Origin of the sequence: Marinobacter sp. UBA5687 (assembly GCF_002420325.1) — a bacterium.
GTDB lineage: Bacteria > Pseudomonadota > Gammaproteobacteria > Pseudomonadales > Oleiphilaceae > Marinobacter > Marinobacter nauticus.
Map to the genome: position 1 here is coordinate 23,080 of NZ_DIHV01000052.1, position 22,573 is coordinate 45,652.

At 59.9% G+C, this 22,573-nt stretch carries 22 protein-coding genes; 12 read left to right on the forward strand and 10 right to left on the reverse strand.

The features are described from left to right. Positions 1 to 5 precede the first annotated feature (5 nt). A complete protein-coding gene (locus B3Y70_RS05375) occupies positions 6 to 830 on the forward strand; it encodes an inositol monophosphatase family protein (RefSeq protein ID WP_014422779.1) in 825 nt (274 codons plus the stop codon). 411 nt (positions 831 to 1,241) lie between these two features. Here the strand turns inward: B3Y70_RS05375 and slmA are convergent, their stop codons facing one another. The 9 genes from slmA to B3Y70_RS05420 form a co-directional block, all read right to left on the reverse strand. Continuing rightward, the gene (gene slmA / locus B3Y70_RS05380) at positions 1,242 to 1,829 is read right to left on the reverse strand and encodes a nucleoid occlusion factor SlmA (RefSeq protein WP_272998476.1); all 588 of its coding nucleotides are present in this window, start codon (positions 1,827 to 1,829) and stop codon (positions 1,242 to 1,244) included. A 69-nt stretch (positions 1,830 to 1,898) separates the two neighbouring features. After that, positions 1,899 to 2,708, reverse strand: a complete 810-nt coding sequence (locus B3Y70_RS05385; RefSeq protein ID WP_022993138.1) for a thiazole synthase — start codon at positions 2,706 to 2,708, stop codon at positions 1,899 to 1,901. Between the two features lie 59 nt (positions 2,709 to 2,767). Beyond that, positions 2,768 to 2,968 (reverse strand): sulfur carrier protein ThiS, encoded by a 201-nt coding sequence (thiS, locus tag B3Y70_RS05390; RefSeq protein WP_031210319.1) that lies wholly within the window; start codon positions 2,966 to 2,968, stop codon positions 2,768 to 2,770. A gap of 17 nt (positions 2,969 to 2,985) precedes the next feature. Continuing rightward, on the reverse strand, positions 2,986 to 3,384 hold the full coding sequence (locus B3Y70_RS05395; protein WP_286896542.1) for a DUF423 domain-containing protein: 399 nt from the start codon (positions 3,382 to 3,384) through the stop codon (positions 2,986 to 2,988). Next, the gene (locus tag B3Y70_RS05400; protein ID WP_022993141.1) at positions 3,371 to 4,174 is read right to left on the reverse strand and encodes a symmetrical bis(5'-nucleosyl)-tetraphosphatase; all 804 of its coding nucleotides are present in this window, start codon (positions 4,172 to 4,174) and stop codon (positions 3,371 to 3,373) included. The genes B3Y70_RS05395 and B3Y70_RS05400 overlap by 14 nt, the downstream gene beginning before the upstream one ends. After that, positions 4,167 to 4,997, reverse strand: coding sequence for a 16S rRNA (adenine(1518)-N(6)/adenine(1519)-N(6))-dimethyltransferase RsmA (gene rsmA / locus B3Y70_RS05405; RefSeq protein ID WP_022993142.1), 831 nt, complete (start codon positions 4,995 to 4,997; stop codon positions 4,167 to 4,169). Before rsmA ends, B3Y70_RS05400 begins: the two co-directional genes overlap by 8 nt. Next, a complete protein-coding gene (pdxA, locus tag B3Y70_RS05410) occupies positions 4,994 to 6,004 on the reverse strand; it encodes a 4-hydroxythreonine-4-phosphate dehydrogenase PdxA (protein ID WP_222179566.1) in 1,011 nt (336 codons plus the stop codon). Before pdxA ends, rsmA begins: the two co-directional genes overlap by 4 nt. Next, a complete protein-coding gene (locus B3Y70_RS05415; protein ID WP_031210318.1) occupies positions 6,001 to 7,344 on the reverse strand; it encodes a peptidylprolyl isomerase in 1,344 nt (447 codons plus the stop codon). The genes pdxA and B3Y70_RS05415 overlap by 4 nt, the downstream gene beginning before the upstream one ends. 62 nt (positions 7,345 to 7,406) lie before the next feature. Continuing rightward, positions 7,407 to 9,740: an LPS-assembly protein LptD gene (locus B3Y70_RS05420; RefSeq protein WP_286896569.1), complete on the reverse strand. Its 2,334-nt coding sequence runs from the start codon at positions 9,738 to 9,740 to the stop codon at positions 7,407 to 7,409. A gap of 238 nt (positions 9,741 to 9,978) precedes the next feature. Between B3Y70_RS05420 and B3Y70_RS05425 the strand changes: the two genes are divergently transcribed. Genes B3Y70_RS05425 through B3Y70_RS05435 form a run of 3 tightly spaced genes read left to right on the forward strand, consistent with a single transcriptional unit; the run spans position 9,979 to position 12,460 of the window. Continuing rightward, positions 9,979 to 11,019: an aminoglycoside phosphotransferase family protein gene (locus B3Y70_RS05425; protein WP_183577347.1), complete on the forward strand. Its 1,041-nt coding sequence runs from the start codon at positions 9,979 to 9,981 to the stop codon at positions 11,017 to 11,019. Positions 11,020 to 11,021: 2 nt separating this feature from the next. Continuing rightward, complete coding sequence (murU, locus tag B3Y70_RS05430; RefSeq protein WP_288589335.1) at positions 11,022 to 11,708, forward strand: N-acetylmuramate alpha-1-phosphate uridylyltransferase MurU; 687 nt, start codon at positions 11,022 to 11,024, stop codon at positions 11,706 to 11,708. Beyond that, positions 11,705 to 12,460 carry a DnaJ domain-containing protein gene (locus tag B3Y70_RS05435; protein ID WP_036149899.1) on the forward strand — a complete coding sequence of 252 codons (756 nt, stop codon included), beginning with the start codon at positions 11,705 to 11,707 and terminating at the stop codon, positions 12,458 to 12,460. The genes murU and B3Y70_RS05435 overlap by 4 nt, the downstream gene beginning before the upstream one ends. On the opposite strand, the gene B3Y70_RS05440 is transcribed toward B3Y70_RS05435, so the two are convergent. Next, a complete protein-coding gene (locus B3Y70_RS05440) occupies positions 12,457 to 13,422 on the reverse strand; it encodes a DUF3530 family protein (RefSeq protein ID WP_288589336.1) in 966 nt (321 codons plus the stop codon). The genes B3Y70_RS05435 and B3Y70_RS05440 overlap by 4 nt on opposite strands. Positions 13,423 to 13,520: 98 nt before the next feature. Between B3Y70_RS05440 and rpe the strand changes: the two genes are divergently transcribed. From rpe to B3Y70_RS05480, 8 genes are all read left to right on the forward strand, one after another. Next, positions 13,521 to 14,207, forward strand: coding sequence for a ribulose-phosphate 3-epimerase (rpe, locus tag B3Y70_RS05445; RefSeq protein ID WP_011786926.1), 687 nt, complete (start codon positions 13,521 to 13,523; stop codon positions 14,205 to 14,207). After that, positions 14,204 to 14,893, forward strand: coding sequence for a phosphoglycolate phosphatase (locus B3Y70_RS05450; RefSeq protein ID WP_014422790.1), 690 nt, complete (start codon positions 14,204 to 14,206; stop codon positions 14,891 to 14,893). The genes rpe and B3Y70_RS05450 overlap by 4 nt, the downstream gene beginning before the upstream one ends. A gap of 236 nt (positions 14,894 to 15,129) precedes the next feature. Continuing rightward, complete coding sequence (gene trpE, locus B3Y70_RS05455; RefSeq protein ID WP_011786928.1) at positions 15,130 to 16,617, forward strand: anthranilate synthase component I; 1,488 nt, start codon at positions 15,130 to 15,132, stop codon at positions 16,615 to 16,617. Between the two features lie 16 nt (positions 16,618 to 16,633). Next, the gene (locus B3Y70_RS05460; protein WP_011786929.1) at positions 16,634 to 17,212 is read left to right on the forward strand and encodes an aminodeoxychorismate/anthranilate synthase component II; all 579 of its coding nucleotides are present in this window, start codon (positions 16,634 to 16,636) and stop codon (positions 17,210 to 17,212) included. Positions 17,213 to 17,230: 18 nt separating this feature from the next. Beyond that, on the forward strand, positions 17,231 to 18,259 hold the full coding sequence (trpD, locus tag B3Y70_RS05465; protein ID WP_273031208.1) for an anthranilate phosphoribosyltransferase: 1,029 nt from the start codon (positions 17,231 to 17,233) through the stop codon (positions 18,257 to 18,259). Between the two features lie 174 nt (positions 18,260 to 18,433). Continuing rightward, a complete protein-coding gene (gene trpC / locus B3Y70_RS05470) occupies positions 18,434 to 19,246 on the forward strand; it encodes an indole-3-glycerol phosphate synthase TrpC (RefSeq protein WP_278351072.1) in 813 nt (270 codons plus the stop codon). A gap of 27 nt (positions 19,247 to 19,273) precedes the next feature. Next, positions 19,274 to 20,641, forward strand: coding sequence for an MATE family efflux transporter (locus B3Y70_RS05475; RefSeq protein ID WP_286895771.1), 1,368 nt, complete (start codon positions 19,274 to 19,276; stop codon positions 20,639 to 20,641). Positions 20,642 to 20,722: 81 nt separating this feature from the next. Further along, positions 20,723 to 22,555, forward strand: coding sequence for an IucA/IucC family protein (locus B3Y70_RS05480; protein WP_288589340.1), 1,833 nt, complete (start codon positions 20,723 to 20,725; stop codon positions 22,553 to 22,555). The last annotated feature ends 18 nt before the right edge of the window (positions 22,556 to 22,573 follow it).

Sequence of the window (22,573 nt, forward strand, 5' to 3'; positions counted from 1 at the left end):
GTGCCATGTCTGACTCAGTTTCTCTCCAGGAAATCGCCGATTTCACCGAAGCCCTGGCCCGCGAAGCCGGCGAATTGATCCGCCACGAGCGGGAAGAAAACACCCTGCGCACCGACTACAAACACCAGACCGAACTGGTCACCCACGCCGACGTGATGGCCGACGAGTTCATCACCGGCACCATCCGCGAACGCTTCCCCCACCACCGCATCCTCTCTGAGGAAACCATGCCGGATCTGTCCCAGGCGGAAGAGCTGGAAACGCCATTGTGGATAGTCGATCCCATCGACGGCACGGTGAACTACGCTTACGGCCATCCCCAGGTTGCGGTGTCCATCGCCTACGCCGAGAAGGGCAAAGTGCGGGTGGGCGTTGTGCACGCGCCGTTTCCCGGCGAGACCTTCCGGGCTACCGAAAGCGAAGGCGCAACCCTGAACAACCAGCCAATCCGCCACAGCGGAGCGACCGACCCCAGGCAATCGCTGTTCGCCACCGGTTTTCCGTACACCAAGGACAACCTGGAACCGCTGGTACGCCGCCTGGACGCCATGATTCACCAGTGCCGAGACCTGCGCCGGATCGGCTCAGCCGCTCTGGACATCTGCTGGGTGGCCTGTGGCCGGCTGGACATCTACTACGAAAACGTCAGCCCCTGGGACTTCGCCGCCGCCCGCCTGATCGCAAAAGAAGCTGGCGCTACGGTAGGCCATTTCGGGGAAGTTCCGGAGGGCTATCCGGCGGATCTCTATGGACGGGATATTCTCATCTCGGCGCCGGCCGTGTGGGCGCCAGTGCGCTCAATTCTGCGGACTGCTTCCGGATACGAGTAAGGTTGGATAATATCGCCAACACCTAGCCTGATATTTTGGAGTTAGGCATGGGCTGGGATCCCTTTCCCGAAACCGCTACGAGCACATCCGTGTGCGCTTCTCTCCGGCCATCCTTGGCCTCCGAAATTTCGGGAAAGGGATCCCAGCCCATGCCTTTCTGACATCAGCGATAACGCACCGAATCTAGGTTTGATCAGGAAATACAAATCCATAGAGAAAGATCGAGGGGTATAACTCGACTATCCCAACAAAGTTCGATCGTTGTGACTGGGGTTTACCTTCGCAGAATGTCGGAGGCCAAGGATGGCCGGAGAGAAGCGCACATGGATGTGCTTGTAGCGGTTCTGCGAAGGTAAACCCCAGTCACAACAGGCAGTCCACTGGAAGGCTAGGTGAACGAAACTCCACGGCTCAACCCCAGACCACCTCAGACACCAGCCCCCAGGCCTCGTCGAAATCACTCGTCGGCAAGCGCGAAAACGAAGAGCGCACAAAGCGCTGAATCCGGCCTTCCACGAACACCATGACAAAGTCCGCACCACGGGCAGCCGTGGTTCTGGGCCGCAGTCCCTGACGGATTTCACCTTCTTTCAGGGCCTGGCGAATCTGGGTTTCCAGCCGCTCGAAAAACTGGGATGCCCGCTTTCTCAGGGATTCATCCTCCCCCATCAGCGCATCGCCAGTCAGCACACAGCACAGGCCCGGATTACGCTCGGCAAACACCAGCACCAGATGCGACAGCTGCTGCAGGCGCACGCGCACATCCTCCTGTTCCTGCAGAATCACCTGGCAACGGGAAAAAACCGCCTCCTCGGCAAATTCGATCAGCGCCTCAAACATTTTGCGCTTGCTGGGAAAATGCCGGTACAAGGCCGCTTCGGTAACGCCCACGGTTTTGGCCAGGCCGGCCGTGGTGATTCGGGCACCGGGATCGCTTTGCAACAGCTCGACTAGCGCCTGGAGAATAGACTCCCGGCGACTGGGTTTCTGGTTGGTCATGACAGGACTACAGCGCTCTGAAATTCTGGTTTTGGTTTTATATGCCCTCCCCGGCGAGGGAGGGACTTTTCAGAAAAAAGTGCCGTCGATCGGTGACGAGGCACTGGCATACAGTTTCTTGGGCATACGACCGGCCAGGTAGGCTTCACGGCCGGATTCGATGGCCAGGCGCATGGCATTGGCCATTCTGATCGGGTCTTTGGCCTGGGCGATCGCGGTGTTCATCAGCACCCCGTCACAGCCCAGCTCCATGGCAATGGTAGCGTCTGAGGCCGTACCGACGCCCGCATCCACCAGCACCGGCACCTTGGCGTTCTCGACAATCAGCCGGATGTTGTAGCGGTTCTGGATACCCAGGCCCGATCCAATCGGTGCACCCAGAGGCATGATGGCCACGCAGCCCATTTCTTCCAGGCGCATGGCCAGCAACGGGTCGTCCGAGCAGTACACCATTACCTTGAAACCATCCCTGATCAGCTCTTCTGCCGCGACCAGGGTTTCCGGCATGTTAGGATACAGGGTTTTATGTTCGCCCAGCACTTCCAGCTTGACCAGATCGTGCCCATCCAGCAGTTCCCGGGCCAGCTTGCAAGTGCGGACCGCATCTTTGGCGGTGTAGCAGCCGGCGGTATTGGGCAGGATGGTGTAGCTTTCCGGGGAAATCACGTCCAGCAGGTTGGGTTCATCCGGGTTCTGGCCCAGGTTGGTACGGCGTACCGCCACAGTCACGATCTCGGCGCCACTGGCCTCGATGGCATGACCGGTTTCCATCAGATCGTGATATTTGCCAGTGCCCACCAACAAGCGGGACTGGTACACCTTGCCGGCGATTTCCAGGGGTTTGTCTTCGGGGAGCTGAATCTCTGGTGTCTCTGTCATAACCTGCCTGAGTTATCTGGATAAAGTAAGAGCGGGAACCGCCTGGCTCTGGTGAGGTATCAACCGCCACCGATGGCGTGGACCACTTCCACCCGGTCACCTTCATTCAGGGTGAACTGCGGGTGCTGGCTGCGGGGTACAATGTCTTCGTTTACCTCCACCGCCAGGCGTTTCCCGGTCAGGGTGAGTTGTTCTATCAGGGCGGCAATGGTCGCTCCGCTTGGGAGTTCCATCGCCTCGCCATTCACCTGTACCAACATGGTTACCATTGCCTCCGTTACTTCTTCAGGGCTGCGACAATCAGCAACACCCAGCCCACCATAAAGCAGACGCCGCCCACCGGTGTCACCGGACCCAGCCAGTGGATTCCTGTCAGAACCAGCAGGTAGAGACTGCCACTGAACAGCAACATCCCGGCAAGCCAGAAGCCACAGGACAGGGTCAACAGATTTCGCGGCAGGCCAAGCGCCGGCATCAGACTCGCGGCCACCAAAGCCAGGGCATGGTACATCTGGTAGCTGACAGCCGTCTGGAATACCTCAAGGCCGCGTTCGGATACCACATGGCGCAGGCCATGAGCACCGAAAGCGCCAGCCATAACGGCCAGCAGGCCGGCGACGGCGCCGGCGACAAGTGCCCAGAGTACAATCCGGGTTCCGAGGTCAGCCGCAGTCACAGTGGATTTTCTCTCCGGTATCGAGATTCATCATGGTCAGGGCGCCGCCCCATACACACCCGGTGTCCAGCCCGATAAACCGGTCGCTGCCGGTGTTGCCTTCCAGCGCAGCCCAGTGGCCAAACACCACTTTTACATCGTCCTGACGGGGATAGGTAAACCAGGGGGCATAGCCCTCAGGCGCCTGATCGGCCGACTCTTTGGTAGCCAGTTCCAGGCGGCCGTCGCTGGCAATAAAACGCATGCGGGTAAAATAATTGGTAATCACTCGCCAGCGATCCATACCGGTGAGGGTATCACACCAGGTTTCAGGCTGATTGCCATACATTTGGCTGAAATATTCGCTCGCCTGGTCGTCCCGGATCACGGCTTCCACTTCCCGGGCACAGGCCACGGCCTGCTCCACACTCCAGATGTGCGGCAGACCGGCATGGGCCATCACCAGGTTTCGGCCGGCGTCGTGCACGCACAGATGCTGCTGGCGCAGCCACTGGATCAGCCGGTCGTGATCCGGTGCGTCCAGAATGTCATGCAACGTATCCTTGCGCTTCGGTCTGTGGCCGCCAAGCGCGACCGCCAGCAGATGCAGGTCGTGGTTGCCCAGTACCACAACGGCGGCATCGCCCAGGCTTTCGATGTAGCGCAGGGTTTCCAGTGATGACGGGCCGCGGTTAATCAGATCACCGGCCACCCAGAGCCGGTCACGGGACGGCGAAAAATCAACCTTCGCCAGCACATCCCGCAGCCGATCGTAGCAACCCTGAATATCGCCGATGGCGTAGTCAGTCATCACTTACCTCGCTGTCATCTGCCTGCAGCTTACCAGTGTCTGCCAGCAAATCCGCAATCCTGACATAGTCGGCCAGGCCCAGGTTTTCCGGGCGCAGGCCATCGTTGATTCCGAGGGACTGCAGCTGTTCTACGGTAACCATGGCCGCCAGCGCCTTGCGCAGGGTTTTTCGGCGGGCATTGAACGCGGTGCGTACCACTGCCTGCAGCGTTTTCAGGTCTTTCGCGGGGTACGGCAGTTCCTTGTGGGGCACCAGGCGGACAATGGCGGAGTCCACTTTCGGGGCCGGGCGGAAGGCGCCAGGGCCTACTTCGAACAGCGGCTGCACCTTGCAGAAATACTGGGCCATGATACCCAGGCGGCCGTAATTGTTGTCGCCCGGTACCGCCGCCAGCCGCTGCACCACCTCCTTCTGCAACATGAAGTGCATGTCCTGCACCACACCGCTCTGGGACAGCAGATGAAAGATCAGCGGGGTGGAGATGTTGTAAGGCAGGTTGCCGACAATGCGCAAAGGCCGGTCACTCACCAACTGGCTGAAATCGAAACTGAGGGCATCGGCCTCGTGAATCCGGAATTCCGGGTAGTTGAAGAACTTGGTGCGCAGCACCGGAATCAGGTCCCGGTCCAGTTCCACCACCTGCAAACGGGGATTGATGGCAAGGATTTCTTCGGTAATAGCCCCCAGACCGGGGCCGATTTCAACAATCGAGTCTTCCGGCTTGGGATTGATCGCGCGCACGATGCGTTCTATCACACCTGGATCATGCAGGAAGTTCTGGCCAAACCGTTTACGGGCCTGGTGCCCGTGTTTGTTGCTCATGACAGTTCTCCGGCCCGTGCGGCCTTGCGGCAGCGGGCCATCTGCTCGCCCACACGGATAGCGGTATGCAGGCTGCCGGCATCGGCCTTGCCGGTACCAGCCAGATCCAGGGCAGTGCCATGGTCAACCGAGGTACGGACAATGGGCAAGCCCAGGGTGATATTAACGGCCCGGCCAAAGCCTTGGAATTTCAGTACCGGCAGGCCCTGATCGTGATACATGGCCAATACCGCATCGGCATTGTCGAGCCAGTGCGGGGTGAACAGGGTGTCCGCCGGCAACGGCCCGGTCAGTTGAATTCCCTCGGCCCGCAGCTGTTCGAGGGTCGGCTCAATCACCTCGATTTCTTCCCGGCCCAGATGGCCCCCTTCACCGGCGTGGGGATTCAGGCCAGCCACCAGAATGCGCGGCTGATCAATACCAAAAAAGGCTTTCAGGTCCGCGTTCAGAATACGCGTCACCTGAGTCAGCCGGTCCGGTGTAATGGCCGCAGAAACGTCTTTCAGGGGTAAGTGGGTGGTTACCAATGCCACCCGGAGTTCTTCCGTGGCCAGCATCATCACCACCCGTTCTACGCCACACAGCTCCTGCAGGAATTCGGTGTGGCCACTGAAGACGATGCCGGCTTCGTTGATAACGCCCTTGTGCACAGGTGCAGTCACCATGCCGTCGAAATCGCCATTCAGGCAACCCCGGGCGGCGATGGTCAGGGTGTCCAGCACGTACTGACTGTTACCCTGATCAAGCCGGCCGGCCACCGTGGAACCACAACCTTCAACATGCCGTACCGACAAATGACCCGCCCGGGTTGCTGCCGCCACACCTGGTTGCCAGTCATGCAGCTCAACCTGGAGTCCGAGCTGGCTGGCCCTGTCCCGTAGCAGTTCGCGGCTGGCAATCACCACCAGGCCGGCGTCCCGGCTCCCGGTTGCCAGTTGCAGGCACAGTTCCGGGCCGATACCGGCCGGTTCGCCGGCAGTGAGTGCCAGGATCACCGGTGTGCTCATGACGGGTCTGCTTCCTCGCTCTCCGGGTTCATATCGGCATATTCACCCTTGAACTCAACAAAGGCTTCGTCCCGAATCTCACGCAGCCAGTTCTGCAATTCCAGCTCGAATTTCCGCATGTAGATGGCCTGACGAGCCTGGGACTCGCGATTCTGTTCGGTCACGTCCTGGCGCCGGCGCTCCTCCACCTGCAGGATGTGCCAGCCAAACTGGGACCGAAAAGGCCCGAAATATTCGCCCACCTGCGCCTGATTCATGGCTTCTTCAAAAGCGGGCACCATCTGGCCCGGGCTTACCCAGCCCAGATTACCCCCGTCCGAGCCGGAGACCGGATCGTCCGAGCGTTCACGGGCCAGATCGGCAAAGTCGGCGCCATCCTGCAACTGCTGGTAGATCTCGCGAATGCGCTGCTCCGCCTGCACATCAGTCACCGCTTCGGAAGGCCGCACCAGGATATGCCGGACCCGGTGCTGCTGGATGAATTGCTGCTGCTCACCGCCGCGCTTGTCCATCACCATCACCAGATGAAAACCACTGTTGTTTTCCAGCACCTGCGAAGGCTCACCAACTTCCAGATCCGGTACCACCGGTGCGACCAGTGAGGGCAACTGGCTCTCAGATCGCCAGCCCATGTCGCCCCCTTCCAGAGCGTTGCTGGCATCGGATTCGGCAACCGCTACTTCCCGGAAGTCCCGACCGTTGGCAATCTGCTGGCGCAAGGCCTGTGCTGTCTCCCGGGCCTCATCCACCGACGCTTCGCTGGCCGGGTCGTCAACTTCGATAAAGATATAGGCCAGACGGTATTCGGCATCGGTACTGCCGTTGGCTTGCTGAGCCTGGAGATAGTTTTCCACTTCCCGGTCGGTAACGCGTACCCGGTTACCTACGCGGCGCTGCTGCACCCGGCTGGTCAGCATTTCATTGCGGATCTGCTCACGGGCCTGCTGATAGGTCACCCCTTCTTCCGCCAGCTGGCCTTCGAATTCGGCCAGGGTCATACCGTTGCTGCGGGCAATATTGGCCAGGGTTTCGTTCAGCTCGTTGTCGCTGATGCGCATGCCCATCTGGTCGGCCATCTGCAGCTGCAGGGATTCCTGAATCAGTTGGTCCAGTACCCGCTGCTCAAGCAGTTCCCGGGGCGGCAGACCAGTGCCCTGCGCACTCAGGCGACCGACAATGGTATTGATACGGGCGTCCAGCTCACTCTGGAGGATCACCTCGTCATCCACGATCGCAACCACACGGTCCAGCAGTTTTCGTTCGGCCTGAGCAGTCACTGACAACACCACCATGGCCAGTGTCAGCAGAATTGTCAGTCCGTGGCGGACAGTCGCCTTCATAATCACCTCTTGGTTTGTAAAATCGTGATCGCAGCCGGGTCGGCCTGCAGATTCGGGTTCGTTCAACGGCGCGGGTTTCCGAACCTCCGGCGCTCGCGCTCGTCGTAGCCGTAGATGGCGTCCGCGATGTTGTCGGATGCACCGCCACTGCCGCCCAGACCTTTCAGTTCAATCCGGAACAGCAAGCGGGTGTCCAGTTCTTCGTCATCAGTCAGGTAGTTCTGGTGCACCACCTGAAAACTCCAGCAGCAGTTGTTATATTCCAGACCGGCAAGGGTGCCCACAGTTCGGTCGAGCTGAGAATCCCAGACCCAGCGACCAATGGCACTGACCTGGTCCGTTACCGGAAAGACCGTTCCAATGTCGGTTTGTTCCAGCTCATCCGGCCGGCTGTAGGTATGTCCGAGTGTCGCCAGGTAACGATAATCCTCGGAGTGGAAAATCAGCTGGCTGCGGCCCTCTTCGGTTTTCCGGGTTTCGTGATCCCACAGCAGGGAAGAACGAAGCTCCAGATTGTCGATGGGGTTCAGCACCAACTCGCCCGCCAGCGGTGAGCGGCTCCGGTCGGATGCGCCCTCGCCAAACAGATCCACTTCACGATCTTCGAAATAGCGCACCTGGCCAACACTCACCCTGGCCCGCTCCGCCCCGGTCAGGAGATCATTGAAACGACTGGTGAGCGCCACCGTCAACTGGTTGGCGTCACCGACCCGATCCCCGCCGGTAAACCGGTCCCGCCGGAACAGCTGGTCAAAGCGGAAACTGCGGATGCCGGTATCAAAATCCGGGATATAGTTCTGATCGGATTCGGCATCGGCCCAGGCGTAATACAGCCGGGGCTCCAGGGTCTGGTTGTAGGGTAAGTCAAACAGGCTGGATCGACGATCAAAGTACAAACCATTGTCCCACTCGAACACCGGCACGGTGCGGTCAAAGCCGGCGTCACCCAGGGTGTAGTCATCCAGCTCGTAGCGGGTGTAGTCGAGGCTGACCGAGGGACGACTGAAGCCCCAGAGCGCCCTCATGGGCAACGCCAGTTCGGGAATCGCCCGTAACCGCTGGCCGTTGGCCTTGTCCAGGCCGGTAAGGTTCTCATTGTCCCGGTAGAACCAGGTGTATTGGCTTTCCAGGCTGGCCTCAAGCCAGCCGGCTTCCAGCGAGCCACCGTAGATCACTTCCGGCAACTGGGCATAGGGCTTATCAACGTCGGCAATACGGTCAGGGATGGTCTGGTAGCCGCTCAGGTACGTTTCAAAGTACTGATTGGCTCCGTAGTAACGAACACCACCCCGACGCTGAAGATGCGTCGCCTGGTCTATTTCGAGACTGCGATTCAGATCGCTCAGATAATCCTCATCTGAAATCACCGAGTAATCGCCGTAGCCGCTCCAGCCTCCGCCAAATGCCGCCCGGGTGGTGAAATCAAGAGCCCAGCGCTCGCCATTTTCACCCGGATTTTCATCCCGAAAAGCAGAATCATTGTCGATATACCCCAGCTGCAGCACCGATTCGCCATACTGACTGAGGTAGCGCCCCTCCACTTCCGTGAACAGGCCGCGACCGTGGATATACTGCGGTGTGAGGGTGGCATCATAATGGGGTGCCAGATTCAGATAGTACGGCAAGGCCAGATAAGCCCCGCTACCAGCGCTGGACGAGCCAAACTGGGGATACAGGAAACCGGTCTTGCGGCGGTCATCAATCGGGAAGGTAATGTAAGGCCAGTAGAATACCGGCGCATCCAACACTTCCAGCCGCACGTGCCGTGCAGTACCAAAACCTTCCGCCTGATCCAGCTCGATGTCCGATGCCACAATCGACCAGTCGTTCTGGCCCGGACCACAGGTAGTGATCATGCCATCGGAGATAACCACCTGGCTTTCACTGACCCTGGACAGGGATGAGGCCTCGCCCCTGAGTTCCGACTCGTGCAGGAGAAACGTGGCCGTGTTGATATCCAGTTGCCCGGACTGGGTAGAATAGTTCGCGTCCTGCCCGGTCAGCAGAAAGCCTTCACCTCGGCTGACCAGCGGTCCTTGCAGTTGCAATTCGCCGGACTGCTGGTTGTACCGTGCCTCCGCGCCGGTCGCCTGGAACGGACCCTGGCGCAGGCGCACATCACCCTGCAGGTAGAGTTCGCTATCCAGTTCATAGCGGGCGTTCAGGGCACTGGCTTCCAGTGGCATGGAACCCTCAATGCCCTCGCCCGGCACCACGGCGCCATCGCCGCCAACCGTGCCAGGCAGATAACCTCCCTCGCAGAATACCGGCAGCCGACCGGCCACCTCTGGCGGTAATTCACTGCGCGGGCGCCAGTCAATCTCAGCGGCGCTGGGGCTGCTACCCGCCCCCTCGGCACGTACGCCACTCGCTGCCAATGCCACGATGACGGCCAGGCTTGAAAGCCGGAACCTGGCGCACAACAGGGAGGAGCAATGGCTGGGCACGTTGACGAAATTCCTGTTCCATTTGAATGATGGCTGGGCGTAAGGGCACCTAGTTTACACGCGCCCTCAAGGCTTGTTAACGGAAAGCCCGCTGCAATTCCGTTTTACCCTCTTTATACTCCGGTGCAGAGAGTGCCCGGTTAACGCGCCGGCCATCATCCACCGATCCAGGAATGCTGATCTGACCATGGATAACCGTTTGCAGTTGCTGACCCGCTGGGTCAGGCAAATTCCCGGCTTCTCGGCCGCCAGCCCGACACCGGTTTCCGGCGACGCCAGTTTTCGACGGTACTTCCGGGTCTGGAAAGACGTGCCGGGCGGGCAACCCGCCCCCTTCATTGTGATGGATGCTCCACCGGAGCACGAGGACTGCGTTCCGTTTGTGGCCATCGCCCGGCACTGGCATCAACACGGTATCGCCGTGCCCGCCATTGCCGCCGAGGATCTTGAGCAGGGTTTTCTGTTACTGGAAGACCTGGGCGATCTGCTGATGTTAACGGCCCTGGAACAGGGCGATGTGGACACCCTGTATCGGGCCGCGCTGAACGAACTGGCGCGTATTGCCGGGCTGGACGACCCGGCAGACTACCCACTGCCCGCCTATGACCAAGCCCTGCTCGACCGGGAGATGGCGCTATTCCCGGACTGGCTGCTGGAAAAACACCTGGGGCTGGAACTCGACAACCAGGAACGGGCGCTGCTGGACACCGCCTTCGGCCTGCTCCGGGAGAGTGCCCTGGCGCAGCCGGAAGTCACCGTGCACCGCGATTACCACTCCCGCAATCTTCTGGTCCGTGATAGCCAGACGGTTCCCGGCGTGATCGATTTTCAGGATGCCGTACGCGGCCCCATCACCTATGATGCCGTCTCCCTGCTCAAAGACTGCTACGTGCGCTGGCCGGAACAGCGACTGGCAAGCTGGCTGGAGCATTTTCGTAACGCCAGCCAGCAGGCCGGCTTGCACCGCGCTGATGCAGATACTTTCCGGCAGTGGTTTGAGCTCATGGGCATGCAGCGCCATCTGAAAGCCGCCGGCATTTTTGCCCGCCTCGCCATTCGCGACGGCAAGACCGGCTACCTGGCTGACATTCCCCGCACCGTCAGTTATCTGCGAGATGCCAGCGCCCGGCAACCAGCCTTCCGGCATTTTCACGAGTGGCTCTGCAGCACCGTGATTCCGGCCATCGAACAGCGCATTGGCCCGCTGCCGGAGCCGGGAGTTCGCTGACCATGAAGGCTATGATTCTCGCCGCCGGCAAAGGCGAGCGTATGCGCCCGCTGACCCTGACCACCCCCAAGCCGTTGCTGTCAGCCGGGGGGCAGCCCCTGATCGTTCATCATATCGAGCGCCTGCGCGACGCCGGTTTCAGCGACATTGTGATCAACCATGCCTGGCTGGGGGAACAGATTGAAGCCCGGCTGGGGGATGGAGAGGCCTTTGGTGTCAGCATTCGCTACTCTGCAGAGGGTGAACCGCTGGAAACCGCCGGTGGCATCATCCGGGCCCTGCCTCTGCTGACCGACGCGGACGACGACTGGTTCCTGGTGGTCAACGGTGACATCTGGAGCGATTTCGATTTCAGCCAGCTCCAGGCCCCGACCAATGCCGATGCCCTGCTGGTGATGGTTTCTAATCCACCCCACCACCCTGAGGGGGATTTTCATCTTCAGGACAACGGCTTTCTGAACCCTGACGGGACCGAAAAACTCACCTTCTCCGGTATAAGCGTGCTGCACCGGCGCCTGTTTGATGAACTGGACGATTCCGCCGGCAAACTTGGCCCTGTGCTGCGCAGGGCCATGGCCCGCAACCGGGTCACCGGCCTGCATCATAACGGCCAGTGGGTGGACGTCGGCACACCAGAACGATTGCAGAGCCTGGACCAGTGGCTGCACGAAAGGGCCCGGACATCATGAGGCAGAGCAATCCACCCGCCCTGCCGGCGAGAATGGAGTCGTCGTTCCAGGAACTGCTGCAGGAACTGTCCAGTTGCGGACATCAGGCCAGCACCCTGATGGAGCGCGCGCGCCTGCCGCGCTGGTACCGCAAGCCACTATTCTTTTTTCTGGGTTACATTGCCAAGGCCGATGGCCGGGTCCGGGAACCGGACATTCATTATGCCGAAGCCCTGATGAAAGCCCTGGCCCTGTCGGCCAGGCAACGCCGCAAAGCCATCGATCAGTTTCGCAAGGGCAAGGACACTGACCATCTGCCCCTGCGCCAGGGCCTGATGCTGCGCCTGGCCTTGCTGCTCTGGCCGGCACCGGCCCTGAAAACCGCTATCTGCCTGTGCCATGGCGCACAAATCCTCGGCCAGCCCGGCAAGGCCCGGCGCTACCGATGCGAAGACGCCATCAGCCATATGGGGTTGCCCGTTGTCATCAGCGATGACATTTTCGAAAGCTACGCCAGCAAAGTGTGGATTCGCACTGCCGCGCCGCCGCAAAAGCCGGCGACCTACGAGCAGGCTTGCCAGATTCTGGGCGTGACCCGGCGAGATTCGCTGGAGACCATCAAACGCGCTTACCGCAAACAGGTTTCCGCCTGCCACCCGGACAAACTGGCGCAACAGAAACTGACGCCCTCGGAAGTGGCGATGGCAAAAGACCGGTTGTTACGCTATCAACAGGCCTGGGAACTGATTCGCCAGAGACATCGAGCACTTTAATCCCCGCTGGCCGACCGGTTTTTCAGCCAGGCACTGACCCGGCTGGCAACCCGCATCGCATCTTCAGCCCGGAGTGGTCGATTGAGGGCCACGGGCTGACGGTCGTAACCGGCCACGTCCGCGCGAGCAAACGCCGCCGCCCGCGCCTGGCCCTCTGTCCCGGAGCGACCACCGGAACCATGCAGATCCAGCACCGGCCATCCCTGTCCTCCGTTTCGCTCCTTCAACAACGAGGGCAAGGTAACGGCCTGCCGGGCCGGAAACCGGGGGGCCAGCCAGACCACCGCAGACACGGCAGCGGCGTCCGCCGCCCAGTCCGTGACATAGTCGGCAGACCAGCCAATGCCCAGCACGCCCACACGTTCATAGCCACGCTGCTGCAATACGGCTACCCCGGCGGACAGAATTGTACGAACCGAATTTCGAAAATCTGCGGTCAGGTCATCAAGAGGCGGTTCCTCAGCCACATCAATCATGACCGAATCCGGTGTATTCCCGCCCTGATCCGGGTTCTGTCCGGCGTCATCATCCAGGCCAGGCGCCATGACATCCATGCGATGTCGGCGTATCGCCTCCGGCGGCAGCCCGAGGCCAACCGTCATCACCGCAAGACCCCGCTCCGCCAGCGCCACCCGCAACGATCCCAGCACACCCTCATCGGCCGTCTGGCCTTCGTCGGCCAGTATCAGTAAAGCCCCGGTTGCCGGCGTAACGTATTCGGGCAGGAACAACCCCAACGCCCGGCCTTCGTCGTCCAGATCGAGCCAGACAGCCTGCTCCGGGTAACGCGGTACCAGCGCCCATTCGCCCAAACCCGTTGAAAAGCCCGATCTTGACGCTGGATTAGCCTTGGTCGCGGGTTCCGCTTCCTCACCCCCCTTCGCCCCATCCTGGGCCACAGCGGCGTTCAGCCAGCCGCTGATCAAGAACAGACAAAGTAATCTGATTGCATTCAACACCATGAGCCAATGCACCTATCCCGCTGCGAAAATGACCGGCAAACTGATAGACTAGCAGGGTTGCCCAGAGGCCGATAATTCACTACACCGAGAGAGCCCCGATGAATCCATATCTGATTGCCCCATCCATCCTCTCCGCCGATTTCGCCCGCCTGGGAGAAGAAGTCGATAACGTTCTGGCTGCTGGTGCCGACGTGGTGCACTTCGATGTGATGGACAATCATTATGTCCCCAATCTCACCATCGGGCCCATGGTGTGCGAGGCCCTGCGCAAGCACGGCGTTACCGCCCCCATCGACGTGCACCTGATGGTGTCTCCGGTGGATGACCTGATCCGCATGTTTATTGACGCCGGCGCCAGCTACATCACCTTCCACCCGGAGGCCAGCAACCACATCGACCGTTCCCTGCAACTGATCCGCGACGGCGGCTGCAAGGCCGGGCTGGTGTTTAACCCCGCCACCCCGCTGAGCTACATGGACTACGTCATGGACAAGCTCGACATGGTGCTGCTGATGTCAGTGAACCCGGGCTTCGGTGGCCAGAAGTTTATCCCCGGCACCCTCGACAAGCTCAAGGAAGCCCGCAAGAAGATTGATGCCAGCAACTACAACATTCGCCTGGAAATCGATGGTGGCGTGAAAACCGACAACATCCGGGAAATTGCCGAGGCCGGCGCCGACACCTTTGTGGCCGGCTCTGCCATATTCAACACTCCGGATTACAAGGCCACCATCGATGCCATGCGAGAGGAACTTGAGCAGGCCCGCAAGGTGATCGGCGGATGAGCCTGAAAGGCCTGTTCAACGCCCGCTGGCCGGGAGTCGCCCTGTTTGATCTGGACGGCACGCTGGTAGACAGCGCACCGGATCTGGCCGCCGCCGTGGATCAGATGCTGGAGCACCTGGGGCGTAGCCCGGCAGGCCTGGACAAGGTGCGCACCTGGGTTGGCAACGGCGCCCAGGTTCTGGTGCGCCGGGCCCTGGCCGGAAAAACCGATTGGGAACCCGCCACCGCTAAAGATGAGGCGCTGTTCAACGACGCCCTGACCATTTTCTATCACGCCTACGGCCAGCTGAATGGCCGGCATTCCGAGGTATTTCCCGGCGTCCATGACTGTCTGGACCACCTGAGGCAACTGGGCTGCCGGATGGCCGTGGTCACTAACAAACCTGACCAGTTTGTTCAGCCCCTGCTGGAAAAAACCGGTCTGGATCAGTGGTTCGACCTCTCGGTCGGTGGCGATACCCTGCCAGTGAAAAAACCGGACCCGGCGCCCTTGCTGCACGCCATGGAAAAACTGGGCGGCACACGGGGCACCACGGTGATGGTCGGGGACTCGAAGGCAGACGTCAATGCAGCCCTGGCAGCAGGCATCCCCTGCGTCGCCGTCAGGTATGGCTATAACTTTGGCGGCTCCGTTGACAGTCTCGGTGCAGATGCTGTTGTTGATTCGCTGGCCGAGCTTTTGTAATCTCGCAAGGACGTTTTATTTTGAACACATCAATTCGGGAGATTCCTGCCGTGCAGGGACTGAATCTGACTGCAGCGCGAGGCATCCTGACAACCCGCGCAACACGATGGTGGCGATGGCGCACCGGCTGAGCAAGCCCCGGGGCTGATGGCGCATGCCTGCTTGCCCGCACCACCGGTCACAGCGGTGTAACACCGTTCTGACAAAACGCAGATCAGATTTCAGGAAACCGAACCATGACACCCGAGCAATTCCACGAGCTCGCTGAAGCCGGCTATAACCGTATCCCTGTGTACCGCGAAGTTCTGGCGGATCTCGACACTCCCCTCAGCACCTATCTGAAACTGGCCAGCGGCCCATACTCCTACCTGTTTGAATCGGTACAGGGTGGCGAGAAATGGGGTCGCTATTCAATCATTGGCTTACCCAGCCAGGAAGTTCTGAAAGTCTTCGACCACCGCATCGAAGTCAGCCGCAACGGCGAAGTGGTCGAACAGGCAGAGGTCGATGACCCTCTGGCTTTCGTGGACGACTACCAGAAGCGCTTTAACGCCCCGGACCTGCCCGAACTGCCCCGGTTCAACGGTGGCCTGGTGGGCTATTTCGGCTACGACACCGTGCGCTACATCGAAAAGCGCCTGCGCAACAGCTGCCCGCCCGACCAGATCGGCACGCCGGATATTCTGTTGATGGTGTCCAATGAAATCGTGGTGTTCGACAACCTGCGCGGCAAGTTGCATCTGATTGTGCACGTGGACCCGTCTATTGAAGGCGCCTACGAAGCGGCGCAACGCCGCATCGACGAGCTGGAAAGCCAACTGCACCGCCAGACCGCCAACGCCCCCCGCACGCCGGAACATCTACGCGGCAAGGTGGTGGACGAGAGCGACTTTATTTCCGGCTTTACCCAGGACAGATTCGAAGCGGCGGTGGACAAGATCAAAGGCTACGTGCTGGATGGCGATGTCATGCAAACCGTCATTTCCCAGCGCATGTCGATTCCTTTCGAGGCACCACCCCTGAACCTCTACCGTTCGCTGCGCGTGCTCAACCCGTCACCGTATATGTACTTCCTGGATCTGGAAGACTTCCACATTGTCGGCTCATCTCCGGAAATCCTGGCGCGTGTGGAAGATGAGGAAGTCACCGTCCGGCCCATCGCCGGCACCCGCAAGCGTGGTGCCACCGATGCCGAGGACAAAGCCCTGGAAAAGGAACTCTTGGCCGACCCGAAAGAGATCGCCGAGCACCTGATGTTGATCGACCTGGGCCGCAACGACGCCGGCCGGGTGTCGGAAACCGGCACAGTGAAGCTGACCGACAAGATGATCGTGGAGCGCTATTCCCACGTGATGCACATTGTCTCTAACGTGACCGGTCGACTGAAAGAAAACACCAGCTGCCTGGACGTGCTGCGCGCCACCCTGCCCGCAGGCACCCTCAGCGGCGCGCCGAAAATCCGCGCCATGGAGATTATCGACGAGCTGGAACCGGTAAAGCGCGGCGTATACGGCGGTGCGGTCGGTTACCTGTCGTTCAACGGCAACATGGACACCGCCATCGCCATCCGCACCGCGGTCATCAAGGACAACACCCTGCACATCCAGGCCGGCGCCGGCGTGGTGGCAGACTCCATTCCCCGCCTCGAATGGAAAGAAACCATGAACAAGGGCCGCGCCATTTTCCGTGCCGTGGCCATGACCTACAACGACTACGACCATTGAGGCGGAGGAACAGATTATGTTGCTGATGATCGATAACTACGATTCCTTCACCTACAACGTGGTGCAGTACCTGGCTGAGCTGGGTGCCGACGTACAGGTATACCGGAACGACGAAATCACCATTGAACAAATCGAAGCTCTGAACCCCGAGCGACTGGTGATTTCCCCGGGCCCCTGCACGCCGAACGAGGCGGGGATCTCCATGGACGCCATTCGTCATTTCGCCGGCAAACTGCCTATCCTGGGTATCTGCCTGGGCCACCAGTCCATCGGCCAGGTATACGGCGGCGACGTCATCCGGGCAGGCAAGGTAATGCATGGCAAAGTGTCAGCGGTGTACCACAAGGATGCAGGTGTGTTTCGCGGCCTGAACAATCCCTTGCAGGCTACCCGTTACCACAGCCTGGTGATCGACAAGAACACTCTGCCCGATTGCCTGGAAGTGACCGCCTGGACCCGCAACGACGACGGCTCCGTTGAAGAAATCATGGGCGTACGCCACAAGACCCTGCCCATCGAAGGCGTGCAGTTCCACCCCGAGTCGATCATGACCGAACAGGGCCATGAACTGCTGCGCAACTTCCTGAGAACATAACAAGAGGCCGACGACCCCATGGACATGAAACAAGCACTGAACCGCATTGCCTCCAACCTGGACCTGTCCCGGGACGAAATGAAGGATGTGATGCGTATTGTGATGAACGGCGAAGCCACCGACGCCCAGATCGGCGCCTTCCTGATGGGCCTGCGCCTGAAGAGCGAAACCATCGACGAAATCACCGGCGCCACCGAAGTGATGCGTGAATTGGCCACCAAGGTCAGCATCAACGCCAGCCCGCTGGTGGATATCGTCGGCACCGGGGGCGATGGTGCCAATCTGTTCAACGTCTCCTCTGCCTCTTCCTTTGTGGTGGCCGCAGCCGGCGGCTTCGTCGCCAAGCACGGCAACCGGGGCGTATCGTCCAAGAGCGGCAGCGCCGACCTGATCGAAAAGGCCGGCATCAATCTGGACATGAAGCCGGAGGAAGTGGCCCGCTGCGTCGAACAGATCGGCGTCGGCTTCATGTTTGCGCCGGCCCACCACGGCGCCATGAAACACGCCATCGGTCCGCGCCGGGAGCTGGGTTGCCGGACGATCTTTAATATTCTTGGCCCGATGACCAATCCGGCCGGCGTCACCCGCCAGCTTATCGGCGTGTTCACCAGGGAACTGTGCCGCCCGATGGCAGAAGTCATGCAGCGCCTGGGCGCAGAACACATCATGGTGGTCTGCTCGAAGGATGGCCTGGATGAAATCAGTCTGGCCACGGTCACTCATGTTGCCGAACTGAAAGATGGCGAAATCACCGAATACGACCTGACGCCGGAAGACCTGGGCATCAAGAGCCAGTCGCTGGTGGGCCTGACGGTGAATTCCTCCGACGAATCCCTGAAGCTGATCAAGGCCGCTTTCGGCCGCAACCACGACGAGACAACCGAAAAAGCCCGCGACATGATCGCGCTGAACGCCGGCGCGGCCATCTATGTCGCCGGCCTGGCCAAGACCGCCAAAGAAGGCGTCGACATGGCACTGGATGCCATGGGTTCCGGTTTGGCGGCTGGCAAGATGTCGGAGCTGGCTGATTTTTCTCAGTGTTTCTAAGGGCCACTAACTCCGGAAGGCCCTGACCAAGTTTGAAGAGCCGGTGGTGGGGGCCTTTCCAAAACTGTCTGTAGCCATGGATGGCTACAGTCAAGCCCTACAGGGACGTACTTGTGGGCGTGTTTTGGAAAGGCCCCCATCATCGGCTCCAGCACCCAATTCAGCAGGCACGAGATGACTGAACGACATTTGGATAAGACTCCCACCATCCTGCGTAAAATCGTTGATCGGAAATGGGAGGAAATTGATGAACGTAAGCCCAAGGTTTCGATTGCAGACCTGAAAGCCATGGCCAGCGATCAAGCTCCAGCGCGTGGATTCGCCAATGCCCTGCGCACCCGCATCGAAGCTCAGCGGCCAGCGGTCATTGCCGAGATCAAGAAGGCCTCGCCCAGCAAAGGCATCCTGCGTGATCCGTTTGAACCGGAACGCATTGCCGAGAGCTACGAACAAGGCGGTGCAGCTTGCTTGTCAGTGCTGACTGACCGAGATTTCTTCCAGGGCCACGAAGACTACCTGAAAGCCGCCCGCGCGGCCTGCAGCCTGCCGGTGATCCGCAAGGACTTCATGGTGGCGCCCTATCAGGTGTATGAAAGCCGGGCCATTGGCGCCGACTGCATTCTGCTGATTGCCGCCTGTCTGACCAAAGACCAGATGCAGGAACTGGAGGGCATCGCCCATGAGATTGGCCTGGATGTGCTGGTGGAGGTGCATGATGGCGAGGAATTAGACGATGCACTTACCCTGAGCACGCCGCTGGTAGGCATCAACAACCGAAATCTGCACAATTTTGAGGTGTCGCTGGACACCACCTTTGAACTGCACCACCGGATTGCCGAAAACCGACTGACCATTACCGAGAGCGGAATCATGACCCGTGCAGACGTTGAGGCCATGACCAGACGGGGCATTTACGGGTTCCTGGTGGGGGAGTCTTTCATGCGCGCGCCAGACCCGGGTGAGAAACTGCAGGAGCTGTTCGGCTGATTCACAGGATAAACGGGTGAGGCAAGTATGGACACAGAGACCGGCAAGGATTCCGACAACCCGATACTGACCGGCCCCTTCTGGCCGGTTTTCTTCCGCTATGCCCTGCCATCAGTGGCGGGGTTGCTGGCACTGACCACCGCCAATATCGTTGACGGCGTCTTCATTGGCAACTTCGCCGGCGCAGATGCCCTGGCGGCCCTGAACCTGCTGATTCCCTGGTTTACCCTGCTATTCGGCATGGCGCTCGCCCTGGCCATTGGTGGTACCGTTCGGGCTGGCCGCTATCTGGGCGAAGGCAGGACCGACGCCGCATCTGCCATCTTCAGCAAGTGCCTGATGGCCACTCTGGCCCTGGCTCTGACCGGCGCACTGGTGGGTTTTTTGTTCCATGATGGGATCTATCGTGTGCTGGGTGCTTCGCCCGACATCTACCCGCTGATGTCCGAGTATTTTCTGGTGATCATCTGGGTGCTGGTGGCCCAGCTTGTCACCATGGTGTTGTACTACTTCGTGCGGGTGGACGGCTTTCCGGGGCTGGCAACCACCGCCCTGGTCGCAGGAGCCGCCACCAATATCCTGCTGGACGCCCTGCTGGTGGGCTATCTGGATTACGGTTTACGTGGCGCCGCCATCGCCACCGGCCTGGCCCAGGTACTGCAATTCGCGGTTCTGGCCCGTTACTTTCTCAAGCCGGAACGCAAGCTTCACTTCCAGCTTCAGCAAAAACACTGGCAGGAAATTCCGCAGGCGTTCGCCAATGGCGTTTCGGAGTGGATCAACGAGCTCTCGGTGGGGCTGGTTATGCTGTTGATCAACTGGCTGTTGATGACCACTCAGGGCGTGGCGGGGGTAGCCGCCTTTACCGTGGTGAACTATCTGATCTTCCTGAGCCTGATGGTGTTCTATGGTATTTCGGACGCCATGCACGTGCTGATCAGCCACAACCTGGGGGCCGGCAATGCCGAACGTATCCGCCGTTTTATGGGCTGCGGGGCCACCGTCATTCTGAGCCTGGCACTGGCGCTGGTGGTCACGGTCTGGCTGTTTGGGAATCAGGTGGTCCGCCTGTTTCTGGACACCACGGCAGACCCGGCCACCGCAGCCCTGGCAGACCGTTTTCTGACCATCCTTTGGCCGCTGTTTCTGGTTAACGGCATCAACGTGCTGCTGTCGGTGTATCTGACGGCCATGCATAAAGCCCTGCCTTCAGCCCTTGTCGCCTTTTCCAGAAGCCTGGTGCTGCCCGCGTTGCTGCTGGTCGGCATTGCCCGCTTTGCGCCGGAATGGCCGCTACTGCTGGCACTGCCACTGGCGGAATGGCTCACCTTTGGCCTCGCAATAGCCCTGTTTTTACGCTTCCGGCCGCAGCGGGTGATCACCGCTCCCGGCTAATTGTAAAAAATGTAAAACCATTTCACATGCAACAGATTCTCATTTAGATTTACTCCAAATTCAGGAATTTGGAGCGTCGACATGGGACCGTCTGCCCGGGCAATTGCCGAACAGGCAAGTTTTCAGGCTTTCCTGCATGGTTACCTTCAGGAAGTTGATCCCGGCGACTGGCAGACCGCCAGCCAGCGCACCCAGGATCCGACAGGCCGATTTTCGGGGCCCTGGGTATGCGAACTGACTCTGAACAGCCAGCGCTCCCGCCTGGCCATCGACATTCTCTACCGCTCGGCTCTGGGCCGACACCGCTACGGCAAGGTACGTCAGTGGCTCAGCGGTCGTCATTGCTGGGCCGACATCGACCCTTTTCAGGCAATGTGTCTGTTGGCCCGTGAACTCTATGCATTATCCGGCGGCATGGTGCCCGAGCTCCGAAAACTCCGGGAACTGGAATTCCTGCATCGGCTCACTGACAGCTACGGGGTCATGGTCCGTTACGTCGAACACAGACGCAACGATTCGCGGCTTCTGGCCAACCGGTTTATCGATTCAGAACAGTCTCTGTTGTTCGGACACACTGCCCATCCCACCCCCAAGAGCCGCCAGGGGATGTCGGAATGGCAGCAGCATGCCTACGCGCCGGAGCTGACCGGGCGCTTTCAGCTGCACTACTTTCTGGTTCATCGGAATTGCGTTCTGGAGGATTCTGATGGGCCTTTACCAGCCAGTGCCATGGCCGAATCTCTGTTGCAAGACAGTCAAGCCTCCCTGAACCTGCCGGACAACCATGCCCTGATTCCGGCCCACCCTCTGCAGGCTCAGTGGTTGATGACGCAGCCCGGGGTGCTGGACGCCATCGCCCAGGGGTTGATTCACCCCTTGGGCTCGCTTGGTCCGGAGTTTTCTGCGACGTCATCGGTACGCACTGTTTACTGCGAGCAAGCTGAATGGATGCTGAAGTTCTCCATTCCAGTCAAGGTGACCAACTCGCTGCGGGTCAACAAGGCCCACGAGCTGAAAGCGGGGGTGGTTATGTCCCGGCTGCTCCGGCAAACCGGTTTTGGTGAGGCCGAGCCCGGCTTCCGGATCCTTCAGGACCCGGCCTATCTGACCGTTATGCTACCCGGGCTGACCGAAAGCGGCTTTGAAGTGATTTTCCGGAACAACCCTTTCCCGCCGGGGCAGGACCAGGGGGTGATCAGCATTGCCGCCCTGACCCAGGATCCCCTGCCGGGCCGGAATTCCCGGTTACTGGATCTGATCGAGGGCCTGGCATTGAACGAGAACCGCAGCCTCACAGCCGTCAGCCGGGACTGGTTCCAGCAGTATCTATCATGCGCGATTGGCCCGGCACTGCGGCTTTATGATGAGCACGGCATTGCCCTGGAAGCCCATCAGCAGAACAGTCTGCTGGATGTCAGCGGGGGCTATCCACGCTGTTACTACTACCGGGACAATCAGGGTTACTACCTCTCGGAGAGCTTGCGCGGGCCACTCACAGAGCAATGCACCAACCTTAAGGAAACCCCGGAGTTGTTCTACCGGGACGCCATGATCCGCGACAGGTTCTGCTACTACCTGATCGTAAATCAGCTGTTTTCAGTAATTGCCCGCTTTGGCATTGACGACCTGATACCGGAAACCCTGTTGATCCAGCAATTCCGACATTTTCTACATGCCGAGCACAGCCGGCTTCATGGCCCGGCACAGGCGCTCGTCAAGTCGTTACTGGAAGACAGCCGTCTACCCTACAAAGGCAATCTGCTGACCCGGGTCAACGATGTTGACGAGCTGAATGCAGAGCTGGAGATGGCAGTCTACACCAGCATTGCCAACCCACTCCGCCGCGATACCCGGACAACGCCGAAAGGCAATACCGTCGACCTTGCAGTTGAGGTAAGCCATGGTGTTGCCTGAGCCGAGAGCCTTATCCAA